Source organism: Ruegeria sp. C11, assembly GCF_056537725.1.
In genome coordinates this window covers 305,046-328,358 of the sequence record NZ_JBQFSB010000002.1, presented here as the reverse complement: position 1 = coordinate 328,358, position 23,313 = coordinate 305,046, and the positions used below count along the sequence as shown (strand labels likewise).

Annotated in this window: 21 protein-coding genes; 7 read left to right on the top strand and 14 right to left on the bottom strand. The window is 58.6% G+C overall.

Features of this window, described 5'->3' with window-relative positions:
• Positions 1 to 18: 18 nt before the first annotated feature.
• Positions 19 to 1,689 carry a flotillin family protein gene (locus ACR0NA_RS04825; RefSeq protein WP_480726554.1) on the top strand — a complete coding sequence of 557 codons (1,671 nt, stop codon included), beginning with the start codon at positions 19 to 21 and terminating at the stop codon, positions 1,687 to 1,689.
• Positions 1,690 to 1,721: 32 nt separating this feature from the next.
• On the opposite strand, the gene ACR0NA_RS04820 is transcribed toward ACR0NA_RS04825, so the two are convergent.
• The 8 genes from ACR0NA_RS04820 to ACR0NA_RS04785 all read right to left on the bottom strand — a co-directional run bounded on the left by ACR0NA_RS04820 (position 1,722) and on the right by ACR0NA_RS04785 (position 9,081).
• A complete protein-coding gene (locus ACR0NA_RS04820) occupies positions 1,722 to 2,948 on the bottom strand; it encodes an MFS transporter (protein ID WP_170650293.1) in 1,227 nt (408 codons plus the stop codon).
• Between the two features lie 83 nt (positions 2,949 to 3,031).
• Positions 3,032 to 3,628, bottom strand: a complete 597-nt coding sequence (locus ACR0NA_RS04815) for a YceI family protein (protein ID WP_480726551.1) — start codon at positions 3,626 to 3,628, stop codon at positions 3,032 to 3,034.
• Positions 3,625 to 4,839 (bottom strand): MFS transporter, encoded by a 1,215-nt coding sequence (locus ACR0NA_RS04810; RefSeq protein WP_480726549.1) that lies wholly within the window; start codon positions 4,837 to 4,839, stop codon positions 3,625 to 3,627. The genes ACR0NA_RS04815 and ACR0NA_RS04810 overlap by 4 nt, the downstream gene beginning before the upstream one ends.
• Positions 4,840 to 4,909: 70 nt before the next feature.
• Positions 4,910 to 5,530, bottom strand: coding sequence for an ImuA family protein (locus ACR0NA_RS04805; RefSeq protein WP_480449227.1), 621 nt, complete (start codon positions 5,528 to 5,530; stop codon positions 4,910 to 4,912).
• 76 nt (positions 5,531 to 5,606) lie between these two features.
• The gene (locus ACR0NA_RS04800; protein WP_480726547.1) at positions 5,607 to 5,903 is read right to left on the bottom strand and encodes a hypothetical protein; all 297 of its coding nucleotides are present in this window, start codon (positions 5,901 to 5,903) and stop codon (positions 5,607 to 5,609) included.
• Between the two features lie 81 nt (positions 5,904 to 5,984).
• Positions 5,985 to 6,566 carry a retropepsin-like aspartic protease family protein gene (locus ACR0NA_RS04795; RefSeq protein WP_480726545.1) on the bottom strand — a complete coding sequence of 194 codons (582 nt, stop codon included), beginning with the start codon at positions 6,564 to 6,566 and terminating at the stop codon, positions 5,985 to 5,987.
• 41 nt (positions 6,567 to 6,607) lie between these two features.
• A complete protein-coding gene (locus ACR0NA_RS04790; protein ID WP_480726542.1) occupies positions 6,608 to 7,228 on the bottom strand; it encodes a MarC family protein in 621 nt (206 codons plus the stop codon).
• Positions 7,225 to 9,081 (bottom strand): ABC-F family ATP-binding cassette domain-containing protein, encoded by a 1,857-nt coding sequence (locus ACR0NA_RS04785; protein ID WP_480726541.1) that lies wholly within the window; start codon positions 9,079 to 9,081, stop codon positions 7,225 to 7,227. The genes ACR0NA_RS04790 and ACR0NA_RS04785 overlap by 4 nt, the downstream gene beginning before the upstream one ends.
• Before the next feature lie 108 nt (positions 9,082 to 9,189).
• On the opposite strand from ACR0NA_RS04785, the gene ACR0NA_RS04780 reads away from it, so the two are divergent.
• Complete coding sequence (locus ACR0NA_RS04780) at positions 9,190 to 10,392, top strand: multidrug effflux MFS transporter (RefSeq protein ID WP_480726539.1); 1,203 nt, start codon at positions 9,190 to 9,192, stop codon at positions 10,390 to 10,392.
• Positions 10,393 to 10,511: 119 nt separating this feature from the next.
• Positions 10,512 to 10,934, top strand: coding sequence for a nucleoside-diphosphate kinase (gene ndk / locus ACR0NA_RS04775; protein WP_068334875.1), 423 nt, complete (start codon positions 10,512 to 10,514; stop codon positions 10,932 to 10,934).
• Positions 10,935 to 11,093: 159 nt separating this feature from the next.
• Here ndk and ACR0NA_RS04770 read toward each other — a convergent pair whose 3' ends face one another.
• Entirely contained in the window at positions 11,094 to 11,444 is a 351-nt protein-coding gene (locus ACR0NA_RS04770) for a TfoX/Sxy family DNA transformation protein (RefSeq protein WP_480726537.1), read from the bottom strand.
• A gap of 94 nt (positions 11,445 to 11,538) precedes the next feature.
• Between ACR0NA_RS04770 and ACR0NA_RS04765 the strand changes: the two genes are divergently transcribed.
• From ACR0NA_RS04765 to ACR0NA_RS04750, 4 genes are all read left to right on the top strand, one after another.
• Positions 11,539 to 12,762 carry a cytochrome P450 gene (locus tag ACR0NA_RS04765; protein WP_480726535.1) on the top strand — a complete coding sequence of 408 codons (1,224 nt, stop codon included), beginning with the start codon at positions 11,539 to 11,541 and terminating at the stop codon, positions 12,760 to 12,762.
• A gap of 257 nt (positions 12,763 to 13,019) precedes the next feature.
• Positions 13,020 to 14,540 carry a CHAD domain-containing protein gene (locus tag ACR0NA_RS04760; protein ID WP_480726534.1) on the top strand — a complete coding sequence of 507 codons (1,521 nt, stop codon included), beginning with the start codon at positions 13,020 to 13,022 and terminating at the stop codon, positions 14,538 to 14,540.
• A gap of 3 nt (positions 14,541 to 14,543) precedes the next feature.
• Entirely contained in the window at positions 14,544 to 15,293 is a 750-nt protein-coding gene (locus tag ACR0NA_RS04755) for a ParA family protein (RefSeq protein ID WP_480726532.1), read from the top strand.
• 3 nt (positions 15,294 to 15,296) lie between these two features.
• Positions 15,297 to 15,764 carry a CYTH domain-containing protein gene (locus tag ACR0NA_RS04750; RefSeq protein ID WP_480726530.1) on the top strand — a complete coding sequence of 156 codons (468 nt, stop codon included), beginning with the start codon at positions 15,297 to 15,299 and terminating at the stop codon, positions 15,762 to 15,764.
• On the opposite strand, the gene ACR0NA_RS04745 is transcribed toward ACR0NA_RS04750, so the two are convergent.
• From ACR0NA_RS04745 to ACR0NA_RS04725, 5 genes are all read right to left on the bottom strand, one after another.
• Positions 15,761 to 17,140 carry a sensor histidine kinase gene (locus ACR0NA_RS04745; protein WP_480726528.1) on the bottom strand — a complete coding sequence of 460 codons (1,380 nt, stop codon included), beginning with the start codon at positions 17,138 to 17,140 and terminating at the stop codon, positions 15,761 to 15,763. The two genes, ACR0NA_RS04750 and ACR0NA_RS04745, sit on opposite strands and share 4 nt — an antisense overlap.
• The gene (locus ACR0NA_RS04740) at positions 17,133 to 17,813 is read right to left on the bottom strand and encodes a response regulator transcription factor (protein ID WP_170650261.1); all 681 of its coding nucleotides are present in this window, start codon (positions 17,811 to 17,813) and stop codon (positions 17,133 to 17,135) included. The genes ACR0NA_RS04745 and ACR0NA_RS04740 overlap by 8 nt, the downstream gene beginning before the upstream one ends.
• A 162-nt stretch (positions 17,814 to 17,975) precedes the next feature.
• Complete coding sequence (locus ACR0NA_RS04735) at positions 17,976 to 19,406, bottom strand: DegQ family serine endoprotease (protein ID WP_480726526.1); 1,431 nt, start codon at positions 19,404 to 19,406, stop codon at positions 17,976 to 17,978.
• Positions 19,407 to 20,192: 786 nt separating this feature from the next.
• On the bottom strand, positions 20,193 to 20,801 hold the full coding sequence (locus tag ACR0NA_RS04730) for a nucleotidyltransferase family protein (protein ID WP_480726524.1): 609 nt from the start codon (positions 20,799 to 20,801) through the stop codon (positions 20,193 to 20,195).
• 31 nt (positions 20,802 to 20,832) lie between these two features.
• Positions 20,833 to 23,250 carry a GcvT family protein gene (locus ACR0NA_RS04725; RefSeq protein WP_480726522.1) on the bottom strand — a complete coding sequence of 806 codons (2,418 nt, stop codon included), beginning with the start codon at positions 23,248 to 23,250 and terminating at the stop codon, positions 20,833 to 20,835.
• Positions 23,251 to 23,313: the final 63 nt, after the last annotated feature.

Below are 23,313 nucleotides of genomic sequence, written 5' to 3'. Positions count from 1 at the left end.
CATCACGGAGGATTATGCATGGAACTTACATTCCTGGCCGTCACAGTTGTGACCATTTTAGCAGTCGTTTTGTTCATCGGCCTTGTGCTTGGTCGACTTTACCGTCGCGCAACCCGCGAGGTCAGCCTTGTGAAAACCGGCGCTGGCGGCAAAAAAGTCATCATGGATGGCGGCGTCATCATCGTACCGCTGCTGCATGAGGTCAGCCCGGTCAACATGAAGACCCTGCGCCTGGAGGTGCAGCGCAGTGGCGAGGCCGCGCTGATCACCAAAGATCGGATGCGCGTCGATGTTGGCGTCGAGTTCTACGTCTCGGTCATGGCGACCGAGGAGGGGATCTCGCGCGCAGCCCAGACCTTGGGTGGCCGCACCTTTGACGTCGAGCAACTGCGCGAGATGATCGAAGGCAAGCTGATCGACGGTCTGCGCGCCGTGGCCGCTCAGATGACCATGGACGGTCTGCACGAGAACCGCGCCGACTTTGTGCAAGAGGTGCAGAATGCTGTGTCGGAGGACCTGCTGAAAAACGGTCTGTCTCTGGAATCCGTCTCGTTGACTGCGCTGGACCAGACGCCGTTTGAGGCTCTGGATGAGAACAACGCCTTTAACGCTGTAGGTATGCGTAAGCTGGCCGAGGTGATTGCGACCTCTAAGAAAGAGCGTGCGCAGATTGATGCGGATGCCGAGGTTGAAGTACGCCGCGCGGCGATGGAAGCGCAACGCCAGAAGCTGTTGATCGAAAAGGACGAAGAACAGGCCCGTATCGAACAGGCACAGCAAGTCGAAACCCTGCGCGTGGCACAAGAGGCCGAGATTGCCGCACGGACAGAAGACTCGGTGCGTGAAACCGAACGTGCCCGCATCGCGCGAGAGGAAGCCATTCGTGCCGCCGACATTGAGCGCGAGCGCAAAATCCGCGAGGCCGAGATTTCGAAAGAGCGTGAACTGGAAGTGGCCGAGCAAGAACGCCAGATCATTATCGCGCAAAAATCCGAAGAGGAAAGCCGCGCGCGTGCATCTGCCGATCTGGCAAGGGCCGAGGCCACCAAGGCGACCGAAGCCGTGGCAACCGCCCGTGAAGTGGCCGAGGCCGAGCGTCAGAAGCAGATCGTTCTGATCGAAGCCACGCGTGAGGCCGAGCGTCAGGCAACCGCCATCCGTCTGGCCGCGCAGGCCGAGAAAGAGGCCGCCGCCGACCGTGCCGAAGCCCGCCGCGAGGAAGCTCAGGCCGAAGCAGACGCGCTGAACATTCGCGCCGAGGCCAAGAAAAACGACATGCTGGCCGAAGCGGAAGGTAAGCGCGCGATTGTCGAGGCCGACAACGCTCTGTCCGCCGAGCAGATCCGCATGAAGGTCGATATGGCACGGATCGAGACCATGCCGTCGATCATCTCGGAAATGGTCAAGCCTGCGGAGAAGATCGACTCGATCAAGATTCACCAGGTAGGCGGCATCGGTGGTGCGCATGGTGGCGGTGTTGCCAATGGCGACAAGCCGGTGGTCAATCAGGCGCTGGACTCGATCATGGGAATGGCCGTGCAGATGCCCGCGCTCAAGAAATTGGGTGAAGAGCTGGGCCTGTCCATGGAAAACGGTGTCGGCGGCGTTGTGAACGGCGCGCTGGAGCCGACAATGGAAGCCTCAGAAGGAAGCGAAGTGGCAGAAGAAACGCCGCGCGCGGAGCACTAAAAGAAGAGGGCCGGGACTTTCCCGGCCCTTTTTTATTGCCGCCCTTCGCGGGACCGCTTCAGCAGCCGCCCGATGGTAAACGAGGTGCGCGGGGCATAGACGTAGTTTGTGCGCTCTTCCGGGGTTGGGCGCGACCGCATCCGAGCCAAACCAAAGATTATCAGGAAGACATGGCCCAGTGCGACGAATGCGAACAAGGCGCCGGGGCCGAATTCCTGTATCAATGTCGATGAGATGTAAGGCGAGGCAATCGCGCCCAGAGCGTACCAGAACATGAGTGCGGCCGACAGTTCGACCCTCTGTTCCGTTGTGGCAAAGTCGTTCGCGTGCGCTGATGAGACCGAGAAGATGGGGAAGGTCGTAAATCCAAAGAACCCGGCGGCCAGCATGACCCCCAGCGTACCTGTGCCACTGGCTATCATCGTAATCCCGCAACTCAGCACGGCCACGGCAGACAGCCAGATCAGAACCCAGCGCCGGTCATACTTGTCTGCCAGCCACCCCATCGGATATTGCGCCAACGCCCCGCCCAGAACAAAGGACGCAAGGAAGAACGCGATCTGATCCACGCCCAGGCCAACCTCCTGTCCATAGACAGGCCCGACCATTCGGAATGAGGCTGAGCTGAGGGCCGCGACAATCACGCCCGCAACGGCCAGCGGCGAGCTGCGCCAGGCCAGTTTAGGTCGCAGCCGCGGGGCGTCCGGTGTCTGGGGCTGACTGGCGCGGGTCAGGGTCAGGGGCAACAGCGAAGCGCAGCACAGGATTGCCAGCAGATTATACGAGACGTAGGATGCGGGTGGCAGAACCGCAATGATCAGCTGGGCGCCAAGCGAAGCCCCCATGTCGACGATGCGATAGGTCCCCATGGCGCGGCCACGGTTTTCATTCGTCACCTTTGCGTTCAGCCACGCCTCGATCACCGTATAGCTGCCCGCAACACAGGTGCCCGAGGCGATCCTGAGTGCGGCCCAGATGTATGGATTGTCCGTCAGCGTGTGCCCGATCAGCCCCATCGCCCCCAGTGCGGTGCAAACGGCAAAGGCCCGCGAATGTCCAACGGTGCCCATCAGGCGCGGCGCCCACCAGCAGCCGATGAAGAAACCCAGAAAGTGCGCCGAACCCAGCAAGCCGATTTGTTCAGTGGTGAAATCCAGCGTCAGGCCGGAAATTGCATCCAATGGACCGACACCGCCCGTAGATAGCTGCAGCAGAACAACGGAAAGGAACAGGGCGGTAAATGAAATGATTGTGCGCATAACGGTTCTAACATGACCTCGGGCCAGAAGGATGCGCGCGGTAATCCGACTTTTCGGCGTCGGATTCTGGCCATTCCCCTGCTTTAGGCCACTCTGTCAATTTCGGCATGGATGTCCAGTCCGACAGTTTCTCCCACCAGGTCGCTGTAACCTGATGCGCCAAATGCGTTCCGGTTCAACGCGCCCGTCAGTCGAATGGAAAGGTTGTCCAGATCGTCCGGCGCGCTGCCCCTTTTTCGATACAGGCTGGCCTGCAAGGTGAGGGGGCGGGTGACATCCCGAATGGTCAGATCGCCCGAGACCATAGCCCCGTCGGATAAGCGTCCGCCCGCGCCCAGACGGATGCGGGTTGAGCGAAAGTTTATGGTCGGGAACTGGGCGGCATCCAGAACTTCGGGCCCCAGCATCGCAATCCGGGCAAAGGGCAACCTCGTTCGGGCTTTGCTGACATCCAGCGTTACGTTCACGCGGCTGTTTTGCAGCCGGGCCATGTCAATCCGTATGTCGGCCGATGCAATCGGCATGGTGCCGCTTTGCGCAACGCCGGACAGGTTGAATGTAAAGCGGACCGAGGTGTTGTCTGGGTCCAGCCGATAGGGTGTCAGTGCTGCGTTGGCGGGGCGGGCCAGCGGTAACGAGGCCAGAATCGCCAGAGCCCGGCGTCTGGACAGGCCGGTCATGCCGGAACCTGTTGCCGCCCGGGGCGTGAGCGTTTCAGCAGCATCAGCATGATCGCGATATTCAGCCCGTTCCAGAGGATGCCATTGACGAACGCCAGTTGGTAGTTGCCGGTCACGTCATAAATCCAGCCCGACATCCAGCCGCCCAGCGCCATGCCCAGAATGGTCATCATCAGGACAAAACCAACACGTGCTCCGGCCTCGCGCGGGGGCATGTATTCGCGCACAACTAATGCATAGCTGGGCACGATGCCGCCCTGCGCCAGTCCGAAAAGCGTACTGATGACGTAAAGCGATACCATCCCGTCATAGGGCAGGAACAGGAACAACGCTATGCATTGCAGGACCGACCCAATCAACAAGGTCATTACGCCACCAAGCCTGTCTGCGACGATGCCAGAGATCACCCGGCTCACGACGCCACCCAACAGCATTAGTGACAGCATTTCGGCACCTACAGCCGGGCCATACCCCAAACCGACACAATAGGCGACGATGTGAACTTGTGGCATGGACATTGCCACGCAACAGCCGATGCCGGCCAGCCCCAGAAGGTATTGCAATGTCCGTGGGGAAAACCCGGCGCTGCGGGCATTCAGCTGCGCTGCCGCCTCGGCGGTTCCGTGGGCTTCGGCCGGAACCTGTCGCCGCAGCAGAAGCGACAGGGGGATCACGGCCGCCAAAGTGATAACGGCCAACGAAAGATAGACCTGCTGCCATCCGTTTTCGGCCAGAATGCCGGACAGCATAGTTGGCCAGATTGCCCCCGAAAGATAGTTACCGCTGGCCACAAGGGCCACGGCAATCCCCCGGCGGCGCATGAACCAGTGAGATATGTCCGCAATCAAAGGCCCGAACCCGATTGATGTCCCAAGGCCCAAAAGCAGATGCGCCACGGACAAAAGCAGAATGTTGGGGGCCAGAGTTGCCAGAACATAGCTTATCGCACTCAGAACTGCCGCACCGATCAGGGCTTTGGTGACCCCCAGTCGATCCACCATTTGCCCTAGCCACATGTTGCCAAGCGCAAACCCGATCATTGTCAGGGTATAGGGCAGTGACGCCTGCGCACGGGTGGCTCCGAACTGGGCCTCAATATCTGGCATGACGATGATCACGGCCCACATGCCCACATTTACCACTGTGGCGATGGCAAGCGTGATCAGCAGTCTGATCCAGGAATAGCGGCTGTCATGGATCGGGTGGGTCATGCGGGCACGCTAGGGGCGCAAGAACGCTTTGGCCAGTCACAAGTTTCGTGATCTTGGGTCGCGCGCGTAGTCAGGTGGTTTCGTCGTCGGTTCCGATCCGCTTCAGTTCCAGCCCGGCGCGGGCGGCAGTCTGGGTGGCCTGCCATCTGGCCGGGGGCAGGGCGCGGGCGCGGCGGCGGGTCAGAACCCAGCGCCGGGCCTCGTTCTGATGGGCCGGGGCCATATGCCAGCGCGTCTCGACCCCCTGCGCACCGCCATCACCCGGGGTCAGCAACAGGCCCAGTGGCGCCTGCTTCATCGCGCCGCCCTGTTCAGCGGCCAGATGCATCCGCCGCACCGGCGTCAGCCCGGGTGCGCCCGGCAGGTCGGCCACGATCAGCGGTATGGCCCCGCTGCGCAGGGATTCCTCGACGCACCACAACAGATCTTCGGCCCGTCTGGGATGGACAAAGAGAAACCGGCCCGGATCGGCAAAAGGCATCATCCCGTCCGGGTTCAACTGATTGGCCTCCCACGCGGGGGAAATCCACAGGACCGGCCCCTGCGTCTGGCCTGCCAACCACATGGCAAAGCTGTATCGGGAAGGCCCACAGGCCTCGTGCACACGAGACAGGGTCAGGGTGATCTGGGGGTGCAGAACCACCCCCGGCGTGGCACGTGCAGGTTTGCGGCTGAGAAGGTGGGCAGACATGCAAAGAGGTTAGCATGTTCTCATTTTGTTCTCAATGATATTATGGCGGACCAAGCGATCTTTGAAGCCCGGGAAATCAGCACTCCTGCGCAGGGAGCATCTTGATCGAGGTATACCGGCCTTCATTGGTTTCGATCTTTGCACAGGCTCCGGAAGCGCGGTTCAACCAGTATTCGGTCACATCGCTGCTTCTGACCCTCTCGAAACCCAATTCCTCCAGATTGGGTTCCGCCTGAACCGAACGTGCGCCGACAAAGGCCGACAGGTCGGTTGAGCTGGCCGCGGGTGCAGAAGCCGAATCCGCCAGAGTGTGACTGCTGGTTAGCCCGAATGAAACAGCTGTACAGAACGCCAAATATCCGAATGACCTCATCAAACCCTCCTGAATATTCTGCAGTATTTCGTCAGCGCGCGCCGATTTGCAAGGGAGTGACCGGACCGGATCCACCGGACCTTACCGTGACAGGATCAGCTTTCCGTCGGCAAACTTCATGCTCGAGAACCGATGCAGGTAGTCCATGCCCAAAAGCGATTGATCCAGTTTCCCCTCGTTGATCCAGGCTGAAACATTGCTGTCCGTAATCGGCCCCACAGCGATGCTGTCCAGACGAACGGGCGCGGTTCGAACCGTGCCGTTCGCCGTCGCAGCGCGGCCAAAGTAATTCAAGTTGTTGGTGTCGATACCAACCCGCTCGGCGTCATTATCGCTCAGCACGATCTGGCTGGCTCCGGTGTCGACCAGAAAGTTGACTGGTTTGCCGTTCACAAGCAGCGGCAGGTAATAGTGGCCATCGACCGAACGGGGAACCTCGATGGTGTCACCCGTCACAACCATCTGCGGTGCCGGGCTGACTGTTGTGCGGACGTCCTCCCACAGACCAACGGCAGCGATCACGCCAATGAAGATGAATACCCATGCCAGCGCCTGTTGCATGGTCTTGCCCAGCGATTGCCGGTTCTGCGTGACGAACCACATCAGCACGGCGGCGCCGAGCAGGACAAGATATGTCAGACGGGCAATGTTGTCGGTATCCATGGCGTCACTCACTAAAAGCTATTCCATGAATATATGGGGATTCAGGAAGCAAAACCAAAGGCCTTGAGGCCATCGAGGATGAACTGAACTGATAGTGCGGCCAAAAGCATACCCAAAAGCCGGGTCAGCACGTTAAGGCCGGTCTTGCCAAGCAGGCGCGCCACCGCGCCCGAGGACAGATACATCAAAAAGACCATGGCCATGACCGACAGCATGACGCCGATCACCACGGCCAGCCCTTCGATACCCGGTCGTTGACCGGCCAGCAGGATCATTGTCGCGATCGAGCCCGGTCCCGCGATCAGGGGTATACCCAGCGGGAACACAGATGGGTCGGAATGCTCTTCTTCCTCCGCGCTGCTTTCCCGCCGCTTGGTGCGCCGTTCGAACAACATGTCCAGCGCGGTCAGGAACAACAGAACCCCGCCTGCGACCCGGAAGGCAGGCATGGAGATGCCGACAAAGCCCAGCACCGCCTCGCCAAAGGCTGCGAACATGGCCAGAATGCCGGCAGCGGTCAGACAGGCTCTGATGGCAATGCCGCGCCGTGTCTGCTTGTCCATTCCCTGTGTCAGTGCGACGAAAATCGGCGTTTGTGCGGGGGGATCGATGACGACAAAAAGCGTTGTGAACGCCGTGATCAGAAATGCTGCATCGATCATGCCACAGCCTCTGCCGTTTCAAGCCGCTCGGCCGCTGCAACCCACAGGGCTTCGGCCCGCTGCATGGCCTCGACAACTTCGGCGAACTTGCGGTTCCAGTTTTCCAGTTCCCCGATCCGGCTGTCTTCGTACAGCGCCGGATCGGCCAGTTTGGTCGAAAGTTTTTCGTGCATTTCGGTCAGCTTCTCGATCCGCTCTTCGCATTTGCGCAGATCGGCGCGCAATGCCAGCACCGCGTCCCGAGAGGGGCGCTTGGGTTTGGCTGTCTGCGGCTTTTCCTTGGATACAGGCTTGTCGCGTGCCAACAGAAGATCCCGGTATGCCTCAAGGTCGCCTTCGAACGGTTTTACCGTTCCATCCGAGACCAGCCACAACCGGTCGGCAACAAGGCTCAGCAGGTGCATGTCGTGGCTGACCAAAATCACCGCACCGGAATAGGCGGTCAGCGCCTCGACCAGTGCTTCCCGGCTTTCGATGTCCAGATGGTTGGTGGGTTCGTCCAAGATCAGCATGTGCGGCGCGTCGATGGTGGCAATCAACAGCGACAATCGCGCCTTTTGCCCGCCCGACAGGCGGCCCACCGCCGTTTCCGCCTGATCCGCGCCAAGGCCGAACCCGGCCAGCCGCGCGCGCCATTTCGCAGGCGCCTCGGTTGGGCGGAGGCGACGCAGATGGTCCAGCGGAGTTTCATCGACGCGCAGTTCATCCACCTGGTGCTGCGCGAAATACCCGATGCGCAGCTTTGAACTGCGGGTCATCTTGCCCGCCATCAGCGGCAGTCGGTCCGACAACAGTTTGGACAGGGTGGATTTGCCTTGTCCGTTTTTGCCCAGCAGTGCGATGCGGTCGTCCTGATCGATGCGCAGATTCAGGCGGCGCAGCACCTCGGTTTCACCATAACCTGTCACACCGCCTTCCAGATGGATGATCGGCGGCGACATCTCTTCGGGTTCGGGGAAGCTGAAGGCGCGCAGTGCTGCTTCTTGCGGGGATGAAATCGGTTGCATCCGGGCCAGAGCCTTGAGACGCGATTGCGCCTGTTTGGCCTTGTCGGCCTTGTAGCGGAACCGGTCCACATAAGATTGCAGATGCGCGCGGCGGGCTTCCTGCTTTTTTGCCATCGCCTCGGCCAGCGCCAGCTTTTCGGCGCGTTGGCGTGCGAATTGGTCATAAGGCCCCTGATACAGCGTCAGCTTGCGATCTTCGAGGTGGAGGATTGAACCCACCGCCCGATTAAGCAGACCGCGGTCGTGCGAGATGATGATCACCGTGTGCGGGTATCTGGTCAGATAGCTTTCCAGCCACAGCGCCCCTTCCAGATCCAGATAGTTGGTCGGTTCGTCCAATAGCAGCAGGTCGGGCTGCGAAAACAGCACCGCCGCCAGCGCGACGCGCATCCGCCAACCGCCCGAAAAGTCCGAGCAGGGCTTTTGCTGTTCGTCATCATCGAACCCAAGCCCTTTGAGGATCGAGGCCGCGCGAGCCTCGGCCGACCACGCGTCGATATCGGCCAGACGTGTCTGAATCTCGGCAATGCGGGCAGGGTCAGTTGCGGTATCGGCCTCGGCCATCAGCGCGCTGCGCTCGGTGTCGGCCGCCAGTACGGTGTTGAGCAGGGAAACATCCGAGGATGGAACCTCTTGCGCCACGCCGCCAATCCGAGCCTGACGGGGCAGGGCGATCTGACCTGATTCCAGGGCCAGTTCCCCCCGGATCAAGCGGAACAGAGTTGTCTTGCCAGTTCCGTTGCGCCCGACCAGACCGACCTTGTGACCAGTGGGAATGGTGGTGCTGGCCCCGTCAAACAGGGGGCGGCCTTCGACTGCGTAAACGATGTTCTCGATCCGTAACATGCGACCGCTCTTAGCAGAGCCGCGATTGGGCCGCCAGCGGCTTGGCATGTTCAATGCGCGGGCTATGTGATAGCGCTGTTTCGAATTTGAATTTGATCGGATTTCCGAATGCGTCCCGCTCAATCGCCCCCGTCTCTGGGAACATTGATTCTGGCCACCGCGCTGTCGGTGTTGTCACTGAACATGTTCCTGCCATCACTGGCGCAGATGGGTGTGGATTTCCGGGTCGATTATGCTTTGGTGAACCTCTCCCTCGCGGGGTATCTGGCCATTTCCGCAGTGCTTCAGTTGATTATTGGGCCGCTGTCGGATCGGTTTGGGCGCAGGCCCATCCTGCTGATTTGCATGGGGATATTCGCGCTGGCCTCGGTGGGATGCACGCTGGCCGACTCGATCTGGGTGTTTCTGGGCTTTCGCCTGCTGCAGGCAGTTGTCGTCGCCGGACCGGTGCTGTCCAGCGCATCGATCCGCGACATGTACCCGCCCAACGAAGCGGCAAGCAAGCTGGGCTATGTCGCGATGGCCATGGCGCTGGCGCCGATGCTGGGGCCGATGCTGGGCGGTGCGCTGGACATGTTGTTTGGCTGGCGTGCGGGGTTTGTTCTGTATTCCGTTTTCGGGGCCGGGATGCTGGCGTTGCTCTGGGTTGATATGGGGGAAACCAATACCAGCCGTTCATCGACATTTTCGGCTCAGCTACGGCAGTATCCCCATCTTTTTCGTGCGCGCCGGTTTTGGGGATATGCGCTGTGCGCTGCGTTCTCGATCGGCGCATTCTACACATTCATCACGGGCGCACCCCTTGTCGCTGCCGCATGGTTTGATCTTAGCCCTGCGTTGCTGGGATTGGGCATCGGCATCATCACCACGGGTTTCATGGCTGGAAACTTTGTCACCGGGCGTATCGCTGCGCGGACGCGGTTGAGCACAATGATCCTTGTGGGCCGGGTGATCGCATCAACAGGTCCGTTGGTCGGGCTGATCTTGTTTCTGAGCGGCGCAGGATCGGTCTGGGTCTTCTTCGGATCGGCGGTTTTTGTGGGTTTTGGCAACGGTCTGACAAATGCCAACGCCATGGCCGGGCTGATGTCCGTCCGTCCGCAGCTTGCAGGCAGCGCGTCGGGGTTGTCGGGGGCGATGACCGTGGCGTTGGGTGCGGTTCTGACCTCGGTCACGGGGGCGCTGGTCAGCCCGGAAAACGCGCCGTATCTGGTGCTGGGGATGATGTCCGCCTCAAGCTTTGTCGGGCTGCTGGCAGTACTCTATGTGCGCTGGATCGACGTAAAAGACCCGCTGCCCGACGCGATCTGAACCGCATTCTTCTATGTGACCATCATAACACTTTTCATGTCTGTCATACCGTGTTAGGCGGCGCGCGATATGTCTCGGCGCGGAGCGGTCCGCGCCGCCAGTTTAAGGAGAGGCCCGAAATGGCACTGGAACGCACGTTTTCGATCATCAAACCCGACGCAACCCGTCGCAACCTGACCGGCAAGATCAACGCCAAGTTCGAAGAAGCAGGCCTGCGCATCGTTGCGCAGAAACGCATTCACATGACCAAGGAACAGGCAGGCAAGTTCTACGAAGTGCATGCCGAGCGTCCGTTCTATGACGAACTGTGCGAATTCATGTCGTCGGCTCCGGTTGTTGTACAGGTTCTGGAAGGCGAAGGCGCCATTGCCAAGAACCGTGAAGTCATGGGCGCAACCAACCCCGCAGACGCAGCCCCCGGCACCATCCGCGCCGAGTTTGCTGAATCGGTAGGCGAAAACTCGGTTCACGGTTCTGACGCACCTGAAACCGCCGCTGTCGAGATCGCATACTTCTTCTCGGGTATCGAACTGGTCGGCTAATCCGGTTTGAAACAGATTTCGGGGCCGTTCTCAGTTTTGGGGGCGGCCTTTTTTATTTTGCGAGGCTCTGCCTCGCGCTCCGGAGTATTTTCAGCCAGATGAATGAAGGATCGCTTATTCGTCCTTCCGTGGTTGTGACCGAACCGTGGGCGAAGTCCGTCATGCGTCCGGATTAAGGTCTGTTGGGCTGACACGAACGCCGAGCGCGTCAAGTTCGGCGGCGATGCGCCCGGGGACCGATTGGGTGTTTTTGGCCTTGATCGCGTCGAACCGTACGCGGAGGGCCTTTTTCTCTTCCCCTTTGCAGTCATTCCAGGGGCGGCCCTGCAGCCCCATGACCAGCACGTAGTAGCCGATGAAATGGGCCCTGGTTCCCGCAAGGAGCAGCCGGGCATAAGCCGCGTCGGCCCCAAGATCACGCAATTCCTGGGCCGAATGAATGCCCGCGCGTGTACAGGCCTGTTCAAAGGCGGGGCCGAGGTTGCGGATTGAAGATACCGGGTCTGACATGCCGCAGGTTTAGCGCGGCTCTTCCAACCTGTCACCCTTGGCTGCTTGTTATGGAAGGCGCCGTGCGATACCCAGTTGAGTGAGGGAGAGAGAGATGGACGCACCGGACATTGCGATGGCCGCACAAGGGCTTGACCTGACAGACCCGCCACCGGGGTTTGTTGAGGATCCTTTTCCATTTTACGATGCGCTGCTGACCTATGCCCCGGTTCTGCCGCAACCGGACGGATCGGTTCTGCTGAGCCGCCATTCCGATCTGGATCGGATCTATCGAGATACCCGGCTGTTTTCTTCGGACAAGAAAGCCGCGTTCGGGCCGAAATTCGGCGTTGGTTCGCCGTTGTTCGAACATCATACGACCTCGCTGGTTTTCTCGGATCCGCCACTGCATACGCGTGTCCGCAGGATCATGACATCCGCACTTACCCCACGGGCGATTGCAAAGATGGAGCCCGGCCTGATTGAAACGGTTGATCATCTGCTGGGCGCGATGAACGGCAGGTCGCAGGTTGATCTTATCGAAGATTTCGCGTCAACCATTCCCATTCAGATCATCGGCAATCTGCTGGATGTTCCCATGGATGAACGCGGTCCGTTGCGAGACTGGTCGCTGGCCATTTTGGGGGCGCTGGAACCTGCATTGACGGATGAACAACTGGTGCGAGGGCACAAGGCAGTTGAGGATTTCAAGGCGTATCTGACCGATCTGGTAGGGCGCCGACGCGCTGTGCCGGGTGATCCGGAAACGGATGTTCTGACGCGGCTGATCCGGGGGGAAGGTCCGGATGAACAGTTGAGTGAGATCGAACTACTGCAGAACTGTATCTTCATTCTGAATGCAGGGCACGAGACCACCACTAATCTGATCGGCAACGGGCTGGCCCTGCTGAATGACCATCCCGAGCAACGCCAACGTCTGATGGACGATCCCGATCTGATCGTTCCCGCAGTCGAAGAAATTTTGCGCTTTCGCTCACCCAACCAGTTCGGCAATCGTGAAACCACCGAGGACATTGAACTGGACGGGCGGTGGATTTCCAAAGGAACAAATCTGCACCTTTGCATCGGTGCCGCAAATCGCGACCCCGACGTTTTTGAAGATCCCGGGCGATTTGACATCTCGCGCAAGCCGAACAGGCATCTGGCATTTGCAGGTGGACCGCATGTCTGTGTTGGTCTGACACTGGCTCGCATGGAAGGGCGCATCGCGTTGGATCGATTCCTCAGCCGATACCCGGATTTCCGCCTGCTGGACGGGCGAGTACCGGGCGGACGCATCCGGTTTCGTGGATACGCATCACTCCCAGCCACGATTTAACGGTTTCGCTTGTTGCCAGGCTGGCAAAGATCGGACCATTACATTCGAATTCAGGCTTGAATGGTGGGGGAAAGGCCGATTTTATAACACTGATTACGCCGAAAGGATGGCCCAGCGGTACTCGTCGACCCAGGGAGATTTGTCATCAGGTAGCAATATTTCACCTGAATTGTAGAGCAACGAAAAAGGGAACGGATTTTCGAAAACGAGTTGAAACTTTTCTGGCGGCTGATGGATACACCCAAGAGGGAACAGGCATGATCGACACGTCGGCTGAACTTTATGTCGTTCCCGGTGCAATTGATGTGCAGGAAGTGGCCCGATCGCTCGGGAAGCTGACGCTTGAGATCGGTATGCCTTCCGACGCTCTGAAATTTTCCGTGTTGGACTGCTTTGATCAATCCTTGCTTCGATCAGGCCGTCTTTTGTCGGAGGCAGGGGGGGAACTGCATCTCTGGGGCAGCTCGGGCCAACACTACGTTCAGACGGCAAAGCGGCCCGGCAATTTTGTTTCAGACCTTGGCGCAGGGCCGGTTCGTGAGGCGCTGGCCGACTTTCCCGCCCTGCGGGCCTTGATGGAAATCGGCTCCGGCAGGTGTGTGACACGCGAAATGTCGGTACTGGACGAATGGCGCAAAACCCTTGTCCGTGGGCGGATCATTGAACTCAGCTCGGACAAGGGGGTGGCCAATCTGGTTCTGCTGCAAAGGATGCGCGGCTACGACCGGGCCTATGAAAAGACGCGCGACAGGATAGCAGACATTACCGGAGTGACTGATGACATTTCGTCCGTGGTTTCGGCGCTTTTTCCCGATGTGGAGCCGTATGAAGCAAAACCGGTTATCCCGCTGGGTAATACCGAGCCTGCCATTCAGGCCGCCAACGATATCATTCGCACCTATCTGGCCGTTGCACGCCGGAACGAGACCGGAGTGATTGCCGATATCGACACGGAATTCCTGCATGACTACCGGGTGTCTCTGCGTAAAATCCGATCAGTGCTGAGCCTGTTCAAAGGTGTGTATTCCGACGACCAGACAAGTCAGTTGAAACAGGCCTTCTCTGATCAGATGGAGCCGACCGGGCGGATGCGTGATCTGGATGTGTATCTTTTGGAGAAAGAAAGATACTTCAGACTGTTGCCTGATAACCTTCATCCCGGACTTGAAAGAATGTTTGTCGAGTTCGGGAAAGAACGCGCAAGGGAATATTCCAAGCTTAAACGGCGCTTTAACTCTTCTGCTTACAGGGATTCCATATCCGATCTGGCCGCCATGTTCGATGAGGAGAATGTGTTATCTGCGGGCAAAAACGCTGAGTTGGGCGCGTATGACTATGCCTGCAGGCTAATCTGGAAAAGGTACCGGAAGGTCTGCAAGCTTGCCCGTTCCATCACCGATACGACTCCGGATGATGATGTTCATGACTTGCGCATCGAGTGCAAGAAGCTGCGCTATCTCATGGAATTCTTCGGGCCTTTGTTCGGAAGAAAAGAATTCAAAACGATCTTCAAGCCTTTGAAAAAGCTTCAGGATAATCTTGGGCTGTTCAACGACTATTCGGTTCAACAAGATGCGCTGTCGGAGTTCATCAAGGCCCGCGATGACCGCTCGGGTCGTGCGGATTCCGAATTGATCATGGCTGTTGGTGGGCTGATCGCCGTCCTGCATCAGCAGCAAAAGGCCGAGCGTGCGCGCGTTGTCTCGTGTTTTGAACACTTTGATAGTCCCGGAATCCAACGCCTGTTCCGCACTCTGTTTCACAAGCCGGAGGATTGAGGGATGAAGGTCATCGCCTGCTACAGCAACAAGGGCGGCGTCGGCAAAACGGCGACGTCGGTCAATCTGGCCTATGCGTTTTCCCGGTCAGGAAAACGGGTATTGCTGTGCGATCTCGATCCTCAGGGGGCATCCGGTTACTACCTGCGTGTGAAACCTTCGAAAAAGCTGACCGAGGCGCGGTTTTTTGAAGATGTAAAACGGTTTGCCCGCGCTATTCGGGCCAGCGACTTCGATGGGCTGGATGTGTTGCCCGCGAACATGTCCTATCGCGATTTCGACGTTTTTCTATCTCGGATGCGTAACAAGCGCTCGCGCCTGAAGAAAGCGCTCAAGTCGGTTGGCGGGGACTATGACGTCATTGTTCTGGATTGCCCGCCCAACTTTTCGATGCTGTCCGAGAACATATTCCGGGCCGCCGATCAGATCGTCGTGCCGGTCATTCCGACAACCCTGTCCGAGCGTACGTTCGAGCAGTTGGTGAGTTTTTTCGACGAACACAAACTGCCCAAAAAGAAACTCCGTGCCTTTTTTTCGATGGTGCAGCTTCGCAAAACGCTGCACACCGATACGATGCGTTTGATGAGCAAAACGCACAAGAAACGGTTCCTGAAGGCGTGGATTCCCTTTTCGACTGACGTGGAACGCATGGGGTTGCATCGCGCGCCGGTCAGCACATTTGCGGCGCGTGGTCCGGCTGGTAAGGCATATCGTGCATTGTATCAGGAACTGGAAACCGGGATGGGTATCTGACACATGAGCAAGGAAATCGAACGGAAATTTCTGGTGGCCGAACTACCCGACCTGAGCCACGCGCGCAAAGCATTGGTGCGACAGGGGTATCTGACGGGACCTGACGATTCCACCGAACTGCGGCTGCGTCAGAAAAACGATCAGTTTTTCCTGACCCTGAAAGGGGGCGGCGGGCTGGTGCGGACCGAGCGTGAGGCCGAGATATCGCAGGAACAATTCGAAACCTTCTGGCCGGAAACCAAAGGCCGCCGTGTCGAAAAGGAACGCTATACCGCTGCTTTACAGGGTGGGCTGAGCTTTGAGCTGGACCTTTTTCTGGGCGACCTGAACCCGCTGCGTCTGGTCGAAGTGGAATTCGCGTCTGAAACCGAAGCCAACAATTTTGAACCTCCGGCATGGTTTGGCGCTGAGGTTACCGTGGATAAACGTTACAAGAACAAGATGCTGGCGATCACTGGCATCCCGACCTAGCCCGCGTTTGCACGGCGCGCCAGTTTCAGCGTCGCCTCCAACCCCGGATTGATATTTCGCGCCAGAAAATCACCGCCATGCATGCGGGAAATGGCAGCAACCAACGCAAGACCCAACCCGGCATTGCGTCCTGTTCGTGCGGGGTCGAGTGTAACAAAAGGCTCTTGCAGGCGTGGCAGGTCGGCTTCGGGAACACCCGGTCCCTGATCACGCACGCTCAGCATGGTAAATTGCTTATCCTCACTGAGGTCGACAGTTATCGTCGATTCGCTGGGGGCGTAGCGCAAGGCGTTCTCCAGCAGGTTGGAAAGTGCCTGCGATAACAGGGGTCTGTGCCCCTGGATCGGTTTCGCCTCGCCCTGCATTTCCAACCTGACCATGTTATCAGCGGCGAGGGGTTCGTACAGCTCGACCACATCCTGAACCAGTTGTTGCAGGTTTACTTCTTCGAACTGTTCCCTACCAAGACCTGCCTCTGCCCGCGAAATTTCAGTCAACTGTCCGAGAACACGCAGCAGATGATCAATTTCCCCGACGGCGCGCGCAGTATCCGCCTCGCGCTCGTCTTCACTTTGACACGGGTCCGACAGCGTCTCGACCCTTTGCCGCAACCGGGACAGGGGAGAGCGCAGATCGTGCGCGATGGAATTCGAGGTGGTCCGCAGATTGCCGACAAGTTCTTCGATGCGATCCAGCATGTGGTTCAGGGTCCTGGCCACCTGATCGAACTCATCACCGGTTCCACGCAGGGGGATGCGGCGGGTAAGGTCGCCGGATACGATGTCATCAGCGGTATCGGCAAACTCCTTGAGGCGCGAGAAGACAAGGCGGGTCAACAAACCGCCGGTCAGGATGCTCAGCGCCAGAGCAGCGGCAAGTGCCAGTGCAACCGAATGAAACAGAACCCTGTCGAATTGCTGCCGGGCCGAGGCGTCGCGCCCGACCAGCAAACGCTCACCTCCGCGCAGCCGGATCGAGGCGGCAGAGATCGGGACGTATTGATTTGTATCGGCTTTCAGCAACTCAAGCTCGACCCAGCCGCTGCCGGGCGCCACGCCTTCGGGCCATTGATCCATGTTTCCTGCAAGGATTTCGCCAAATCGGTCCGTCAGCAAATACAGGGCATCCCGTTCTGCAGCATTGGTCAAACGGCGCTCGATCGCGGTCATCAGGCCGATCAGCCCGCGGCGCTCATACTCATCCGCAAGCCCGGTCAACTCAGCCGTCACAACAGACCGGGTTTCGCCCGCAATTGTTCGGTTCGCGGTGACGTAGACCAGCGCCAGAACGGTGGCGGTCAAAAGCGTACTCAGCACCATGCTGGCCAGAACCAGCCGCGTGCGGGAATTATTCAGGGAAAGTGGAGGGTTACGCATCAGACATCATGTAACCTGCACCCCTTACTGTTTCAATCAGTGGTTCAGACCCGCCTTCGTCCAACTGGCGCCGAAGCTTGGAAATATGAACATCGACAACGTTGGTGTGAGGGTCGAAATGATAATCCCACACGCCTTCAAGCAACATCGTGCGGGAAACGACCCGGTTCTTGCGGCGCAGGAAGTACTCGAGAATTTGAAACTCTCGGGGAGTCAGGGTGATTTCGTGCCCATCCCGGGAAACCTTACGCGTCAGCAGGTCCATTTCCAAATCCCGGCAGGTCAATGTCGAAGCCTCTTCCGCCTCTTGCGGCCTGCGCAGCAGGGCCTCGATCCGGGCGTGAAGCTCGTGAAACGAGAAGGGCTTGACCAGATAGTCATCTGCACCGGCCCGCAACCCCTTGACCCTTTCGTCAACGGCGCTCATTGCGGTCAGCATCAGAACAGGTGTGTTAAGGCCCGCAGCCCGCACCGATTTGATCAGGGACAGTCCGTCCAGTCCGGGCAGCATGCGGTCCAGAATGATTGCATCGAAACCGCCATCGGTGGCGTGATACAGCCCTTCGCGCCCGTCCGGGGCGCTTTCCACGGCATAGCCTTCTTCGGCAAAACCCTTTGCGATGAAGTCCCGCGTTTCGGTGTCGTCTTCAACGATCAGGAGGCGTCGGCTCATAGTCAGAGTTCCTTTCAACACGGATATAATCACAGACTACGGAAAATGCACATGCCGGGTGCGGGGTCCGCACCCGGCTGCCCGGCATAAGGGGGACAATCCTTGTGTGCCGGGAGGTGCGCGCGTGAAACTCCCCAATTTCAGCGCGCGCAGGGCCTCGGGTCAGGCAATTTCGACCGCAACGAAAATCTGGTTTCCGCCGCGATTGATCAGCACCAGCGCCGGATCCGTCTTTTCGCTTTCCAGTGCCGCTTTCAGGGCCTTGGGTGTGTCGGTGGCCTGTTCGCCCAGCTGGACGATCACGTCCCCGCGTTGCAGACCCGCTTTTGCGGCAGGGCTGTCAGGCTTGAGCGACGTTACGACCACGCCATTCACACCCTCGGCAACGCCCATCTCGGCACGAGCGGCTTCGTTCAGCGGTGCAACCGTTACGCCCAAAGTTGCATCGGATGCGTCTTCACCCTGAACTGCGCCGGTATCCGCAGCAGCCGTCTGGTGCTGACCAACCGTGACGTCCAGTTGCTGCTCCTTGCCGTTACGCAGGACGGTAATCGTGCTGTCGGTTCCGGCCTTGGTTGCACCGACAATGATCGGCAGGTCGCTGCTGGATTTCACGGCTTCACCGTTGAAGGACAGGATAACGTCACCCTGTTGCAGTACACCCTCGGCCGGGCTGTCGCCCATGACCTCGGACACCAGCGCGCCCTTGGCCTGGTCGATTCCCATGGCTGCGGCCAGTTCAGGGCTGACAGTCTGGATGGAAACGCCCAGCCAACCGCGGCTGACCTGACCATCGTCCCGCAGATCCGCTGCAATGTGCTCGACGATATTGGATGTCACGGCAAATCCCAGGCCGACAGAACCGCCACTGGGCGAATAGATGACCGAATTCACGCCAACAACTTCGCCTTCCATATTGAACAGCGGACCGCCCGAGTTGCCCTTGTTGATCGCCGCATCGGTCTGGATGAACTCGGCATAGGGTCCTTCCGAGATGTTGCGGCCCTTGGCCGAGACGATTCCGGTGGTGACGGTCGAGCTCAGCCCGAAGGGGTTGCCGATGGCGACCACGTCTTCGCCCACGCGGATGTCGTCGCTGTCACCAAGTTTGACAGGTTGCAACGCTTCGCCCGCATCAATCCTGAGCAGCGCAATGTCGGTCAATGGGTCGGTCCCGATCACTTCGGCTTCGAACGACCTGTCGTCGCTCAGGCGCACGGTGACGGCGGACGCACCTTCAACCACGTGGTTGTTGGTGATGATATAGCCGTCCTCGTCCAGAACAAATCCCGACCCCAGACCATGGCTGGGCCCGCGCTGTGGCGCGTCAAAGCCTTCGGGCATGCCAAAGCGCTTGAAGAACTCACCAAAGGGATGGTTCTCGAACTCTTTCATGTTCGCCGGGGCTGGTTTGGCGCTTTGTTCGGCGGTGATGGTCACGACCGACGGCGAGACTTCCTGCACCAGATCGGCAAGGGCCGCGTCGGCCAAAGCGGGCAGGGCGGTGCTTGCCATCAGTGCTGCCCCCAGCGCACTGGCGCCTGCCAGACTCGCCGTGCCCGGCAGAAGGCGTGTGGTTTTTCGAATGCTCATTATATTCTCCTGCGATCAGCCCCGGTACCTTTCCGGGCATTGATGCAGGAGATACGGCCGCAACATTTGCGTCTTCTTTTGCGAAGATTAAGAGTTCTTCATCTTTCCCTGCTTTGCCGGGTTATCCCGGATCGTCATCTGTTGGCAGAAAGTTACCCAACGGAAGCTCTTTCAAGGCGCGGTCTGGCGTGCCAAGCGAATCGGTGGATTGTTGCCGGAATCGGCCGATATTTTCGAAAAGGGTTGTATTGAATTAAAAACGTAAACAAAATTTTTCCGAATTTCGGGTCGATTGGCGCGATCTCCTAAAGGTTGTTTTTAAATTTCTTACTAAATTTATAGGAATACTCCTATGTCTTTGCATATCATGCTAAAAGACAGTGTATCTCCTCTAAAAACCTGCTGTTGATCACTTAAGTGCGCATTGCGCCACACTTTCAAGTTGATCGACGTCCAATGTGATGTTGCGAAAAAGCCAACGCGAATTTTGAAAAGCACTTACTCGATACAAATTTTACGTTGTTTGAGAGCGCCTAATGAGTGACGATGAAAGTGCCCAAATGAGGGGGAACTGCTGGCACTAGGGGGTGTCGACGGTTGTAACTCAGTCACTGGGAGTGGGTGTCGCTAAGTTAACGAGGGGGTCTTGTTTCAGGTTCGGCGACATATCGTTCGGAACAGCTGTACAGCGTTCTGAGCGCTGCTTTCAGGGTTGGTGAATGGTGGATATCTTATCTTGGGCACCGGCCCGGTCTGCAAAGACCGGGCCGCGTTACTTTCGGCAATTCAGATTTTCTGCCGTGACCGGGCCGTTTCCCAATCCGACCATGCCTTGGGGGTATCCAGATCCAGTCTTGCATGAACGCCTGGCAGTTTGACCAAGTGCACTTGGCTGGAATGTGCCTGAACCACCTGCTGTGCACCGCTGTCGCCGGTCAGAGCGGCCAGATCCCCGAAAAGCGAACGGTCAAAGATCACCGGATGACCGGGCTTGCCGTCCTCCGTAGCACCGCGCCAGACCTTTTTGGCAGGGCATGTTGAAACCGAGTGAACGACCGCGCGCAAATCCTGCACGGTCAGGTCCGGCAAATCTGCCAGCAAAACCATCACGGCCCTTGCCTCGGAAGGTACGGCACGCATTGCCTGTCTAAGGCTGGCATTCATACCTTCTGCCGCATCCGGTACAGCAACCGGCTGCACGTCCAGCCCCTGTAGCACGTCGTATCGCGCGTGGGGTTCCCGGGGCAGGGCGACGATGACAGGGCCAGCCGACAGCGCCGTTTCGGCGCTGCGCCTCAACAGAGGTACGCCGTCGATTTCTTTCAACAGCTTGTCCGCGCCTTTCATTCGGCTCGACTGACCGGCAGCCAGCAGGATGATGGGAATTTCCGTCATCCCGCCACCATGGCGATTGTTCGGCGACCTGTCACCCACGCATACGCGCGCCATCCGCATCGAAAAGCGGTTCCGAGATGACCCGGGCCTTTCGCATTTGACCAAGGATTTCGATTTCGACTTCCAATCCGTCGGCAATCCGTTCGGTTGGCAGAAACCCTTGCGCAATGGACTTTTCAGCAAAGTGTGAATACCCGCCCGACGTACAGAACCCTACCACCTTGCCGTCCAGCCAGATCGGCTCATACGCGTTTACATCGGCGTCCAGCGCATCGACTTCGAACGCAACCAGTTTGCGTGTGGCACCGGATTCACGCTCGGCCTCGGCGGGGGTGCGGCCGATGAAATCCACGTTCTTTCTGAACGAAATGAATCGATCCAGCCCGGTTTCCGCTGCGGTGTAGTCAGGCGAGAATTCAGCCATCCACGACCCAAAGAACTTGTCGAGCCGCAGACTCATCATCGCGCGCATTCCGAACGGTACCATTCCATGTGGCTGACCCGCCTCCCACAGTGTCTGCCAAAGCTGACGCTGAGCCATGGGATCGCAGTAAATCTCGTATCCCAGATCGCCGGTATAGCTGACCCGCTGCACGATGCACTCATTCATCCCGATGGTCATGCGGCGCACATCCAGAAACTTCAGATCGGAAACGTCGTCTCGTGTACAGGCTGCCAGAACCTGTGCAGCCTTTGGGCCCGCGATCTGAAAGCCGTTCCGTTTGTCACTGACATTCTCGATGCTTACGCCATCTTCGGCATTTTGCAGGAACCAGCGCATGTGGAACGCCTGCGATCCGTAGGAGGCTGTTAGCTGGAACTCCTCTTCATCCAGACAAGAGATGGTGAAATCCCCGATCAGCTTGCCCTTGTGCGACAGCATCGGTGTCAGGCTTAACCGCCCGGGGGCAGGTATTCGGCCTGCCATGATCCGGTCCAGCCAAGCGCGGGCGCCTTTGCCGCTGATCAGGTATTTTCCAAAGTTGTGCACCTCGTTGATGCCGACACCTTCGCGTACACCACGCACTTCGCGGCCTGTGGCCCTAAAGGCATCCGAACGCCGGAAGGACGGTGTTTCATACGCAGGTTCGTCGCCCTGCGCGAAATAGTTCACAACCTCCAGACCATATTGCTGACCCCAGACAGCGCCCATTTCGCTGAAGACGTCATACATGGGTGTCGTACGGTTTGGTCTTGCGGCGGGCAGTTCCTCGTTGGGGTAGGCCACCGAAAAGCGTTTCTGATAGTTTTCGATAACTTTCGGGCGGGTATATCCGGGGCTGATCCAGTCTCCGAACCGGGCCACGTCCATGGCCATCACATCGCGTTCGGGCTCGCCCTCGATCATCCACTGCGCCAGCATCAGGCCTACGCCGCCGCCCTGGCTGAACCCGGCCATCACACCGCAGGCCGACCAATAGTTGCGCATCCCCGGCACGGGACCGACCAGAGGATTGCCATCAGGCGCAAAGGTGAACGGCCCGTGGATCACCGATTTCACTCCGGCTTCGGCCAGAACAGGGAAACGGTTATAGGCAAACTCGATACTGTCGGTGATCTTGTCATAGTCGTCCGGCAACAGTTCATGCCCAAATTCCCAGGGCGTGCCGTCCACTGCCCAGGGTTTGCAGGGCTGTTCATAGAAACCGATGCAAAGGCCACGCCCCTCCTGCCGGAGATAGCTTTCGCCCGCCGGATCCATCACATGCGGATGCTCGCCACCCGCATCGATGATGGCCTCGATTTCCGGGATATTGTCGGTGACCAGATACTGGTGCTCCATCGGGTGCAGCGGGAAATACACGCCAGCCATCGCGCCGACTTCTCGTGCCCACAGGCCGCCCGCATTGACGACATGTTCCGCATGGATGGTGCCCTTGTTGGTGACGATATCCCACGTCCCGTCAGCGCGCTGATTGGTTTCGCGCACCATGCAGTGTGTTTCGATAGTGGCGCCACCCATGCGAGCAGCCTTGGCATAGGCATGGGTTGTGCCGGACGGGTCAAGGTGGCCATCCAGCGGATCGTAAAGCGCACCGATAATACCGTCAGTATTGGTGATCGGTGCGATCTTTTTGATCTCGTCCGGCCCGACAATCTCGGTCTCCAGCCCCATGAACCGGTGCTTGGCGCGTTCGGCCAGCAGCATGTCGAACCGGTCCTGATTGTCCGCCAGTGTTACCCCTCCCACATGGTGCAGCCCACAGGACATGCCGGTGATCTCTTCAAGCTCTTTGTACAGGCGAATTGTATACCCTTGCAGCGCGGCCATGTTGGTGTCGCCATTCAGCGTGTGAAACCCGCCAGCGGCATGCCACGTCGATCCCGAAGTCAGCTCGGACCGTTCCAGCAGCATGACATCGGACCAGCCGAGCTTGGTCAGATGATACAACACCGAACATCCAACGACGCCGCCACCAATGACGGCCACACGAGTGGTTAGTTTCATGACTGTCTCTCCTCGGAATTTGCCGCCAGTCTGAAGGTGTTGAACCGGTATGCAATGCCAATC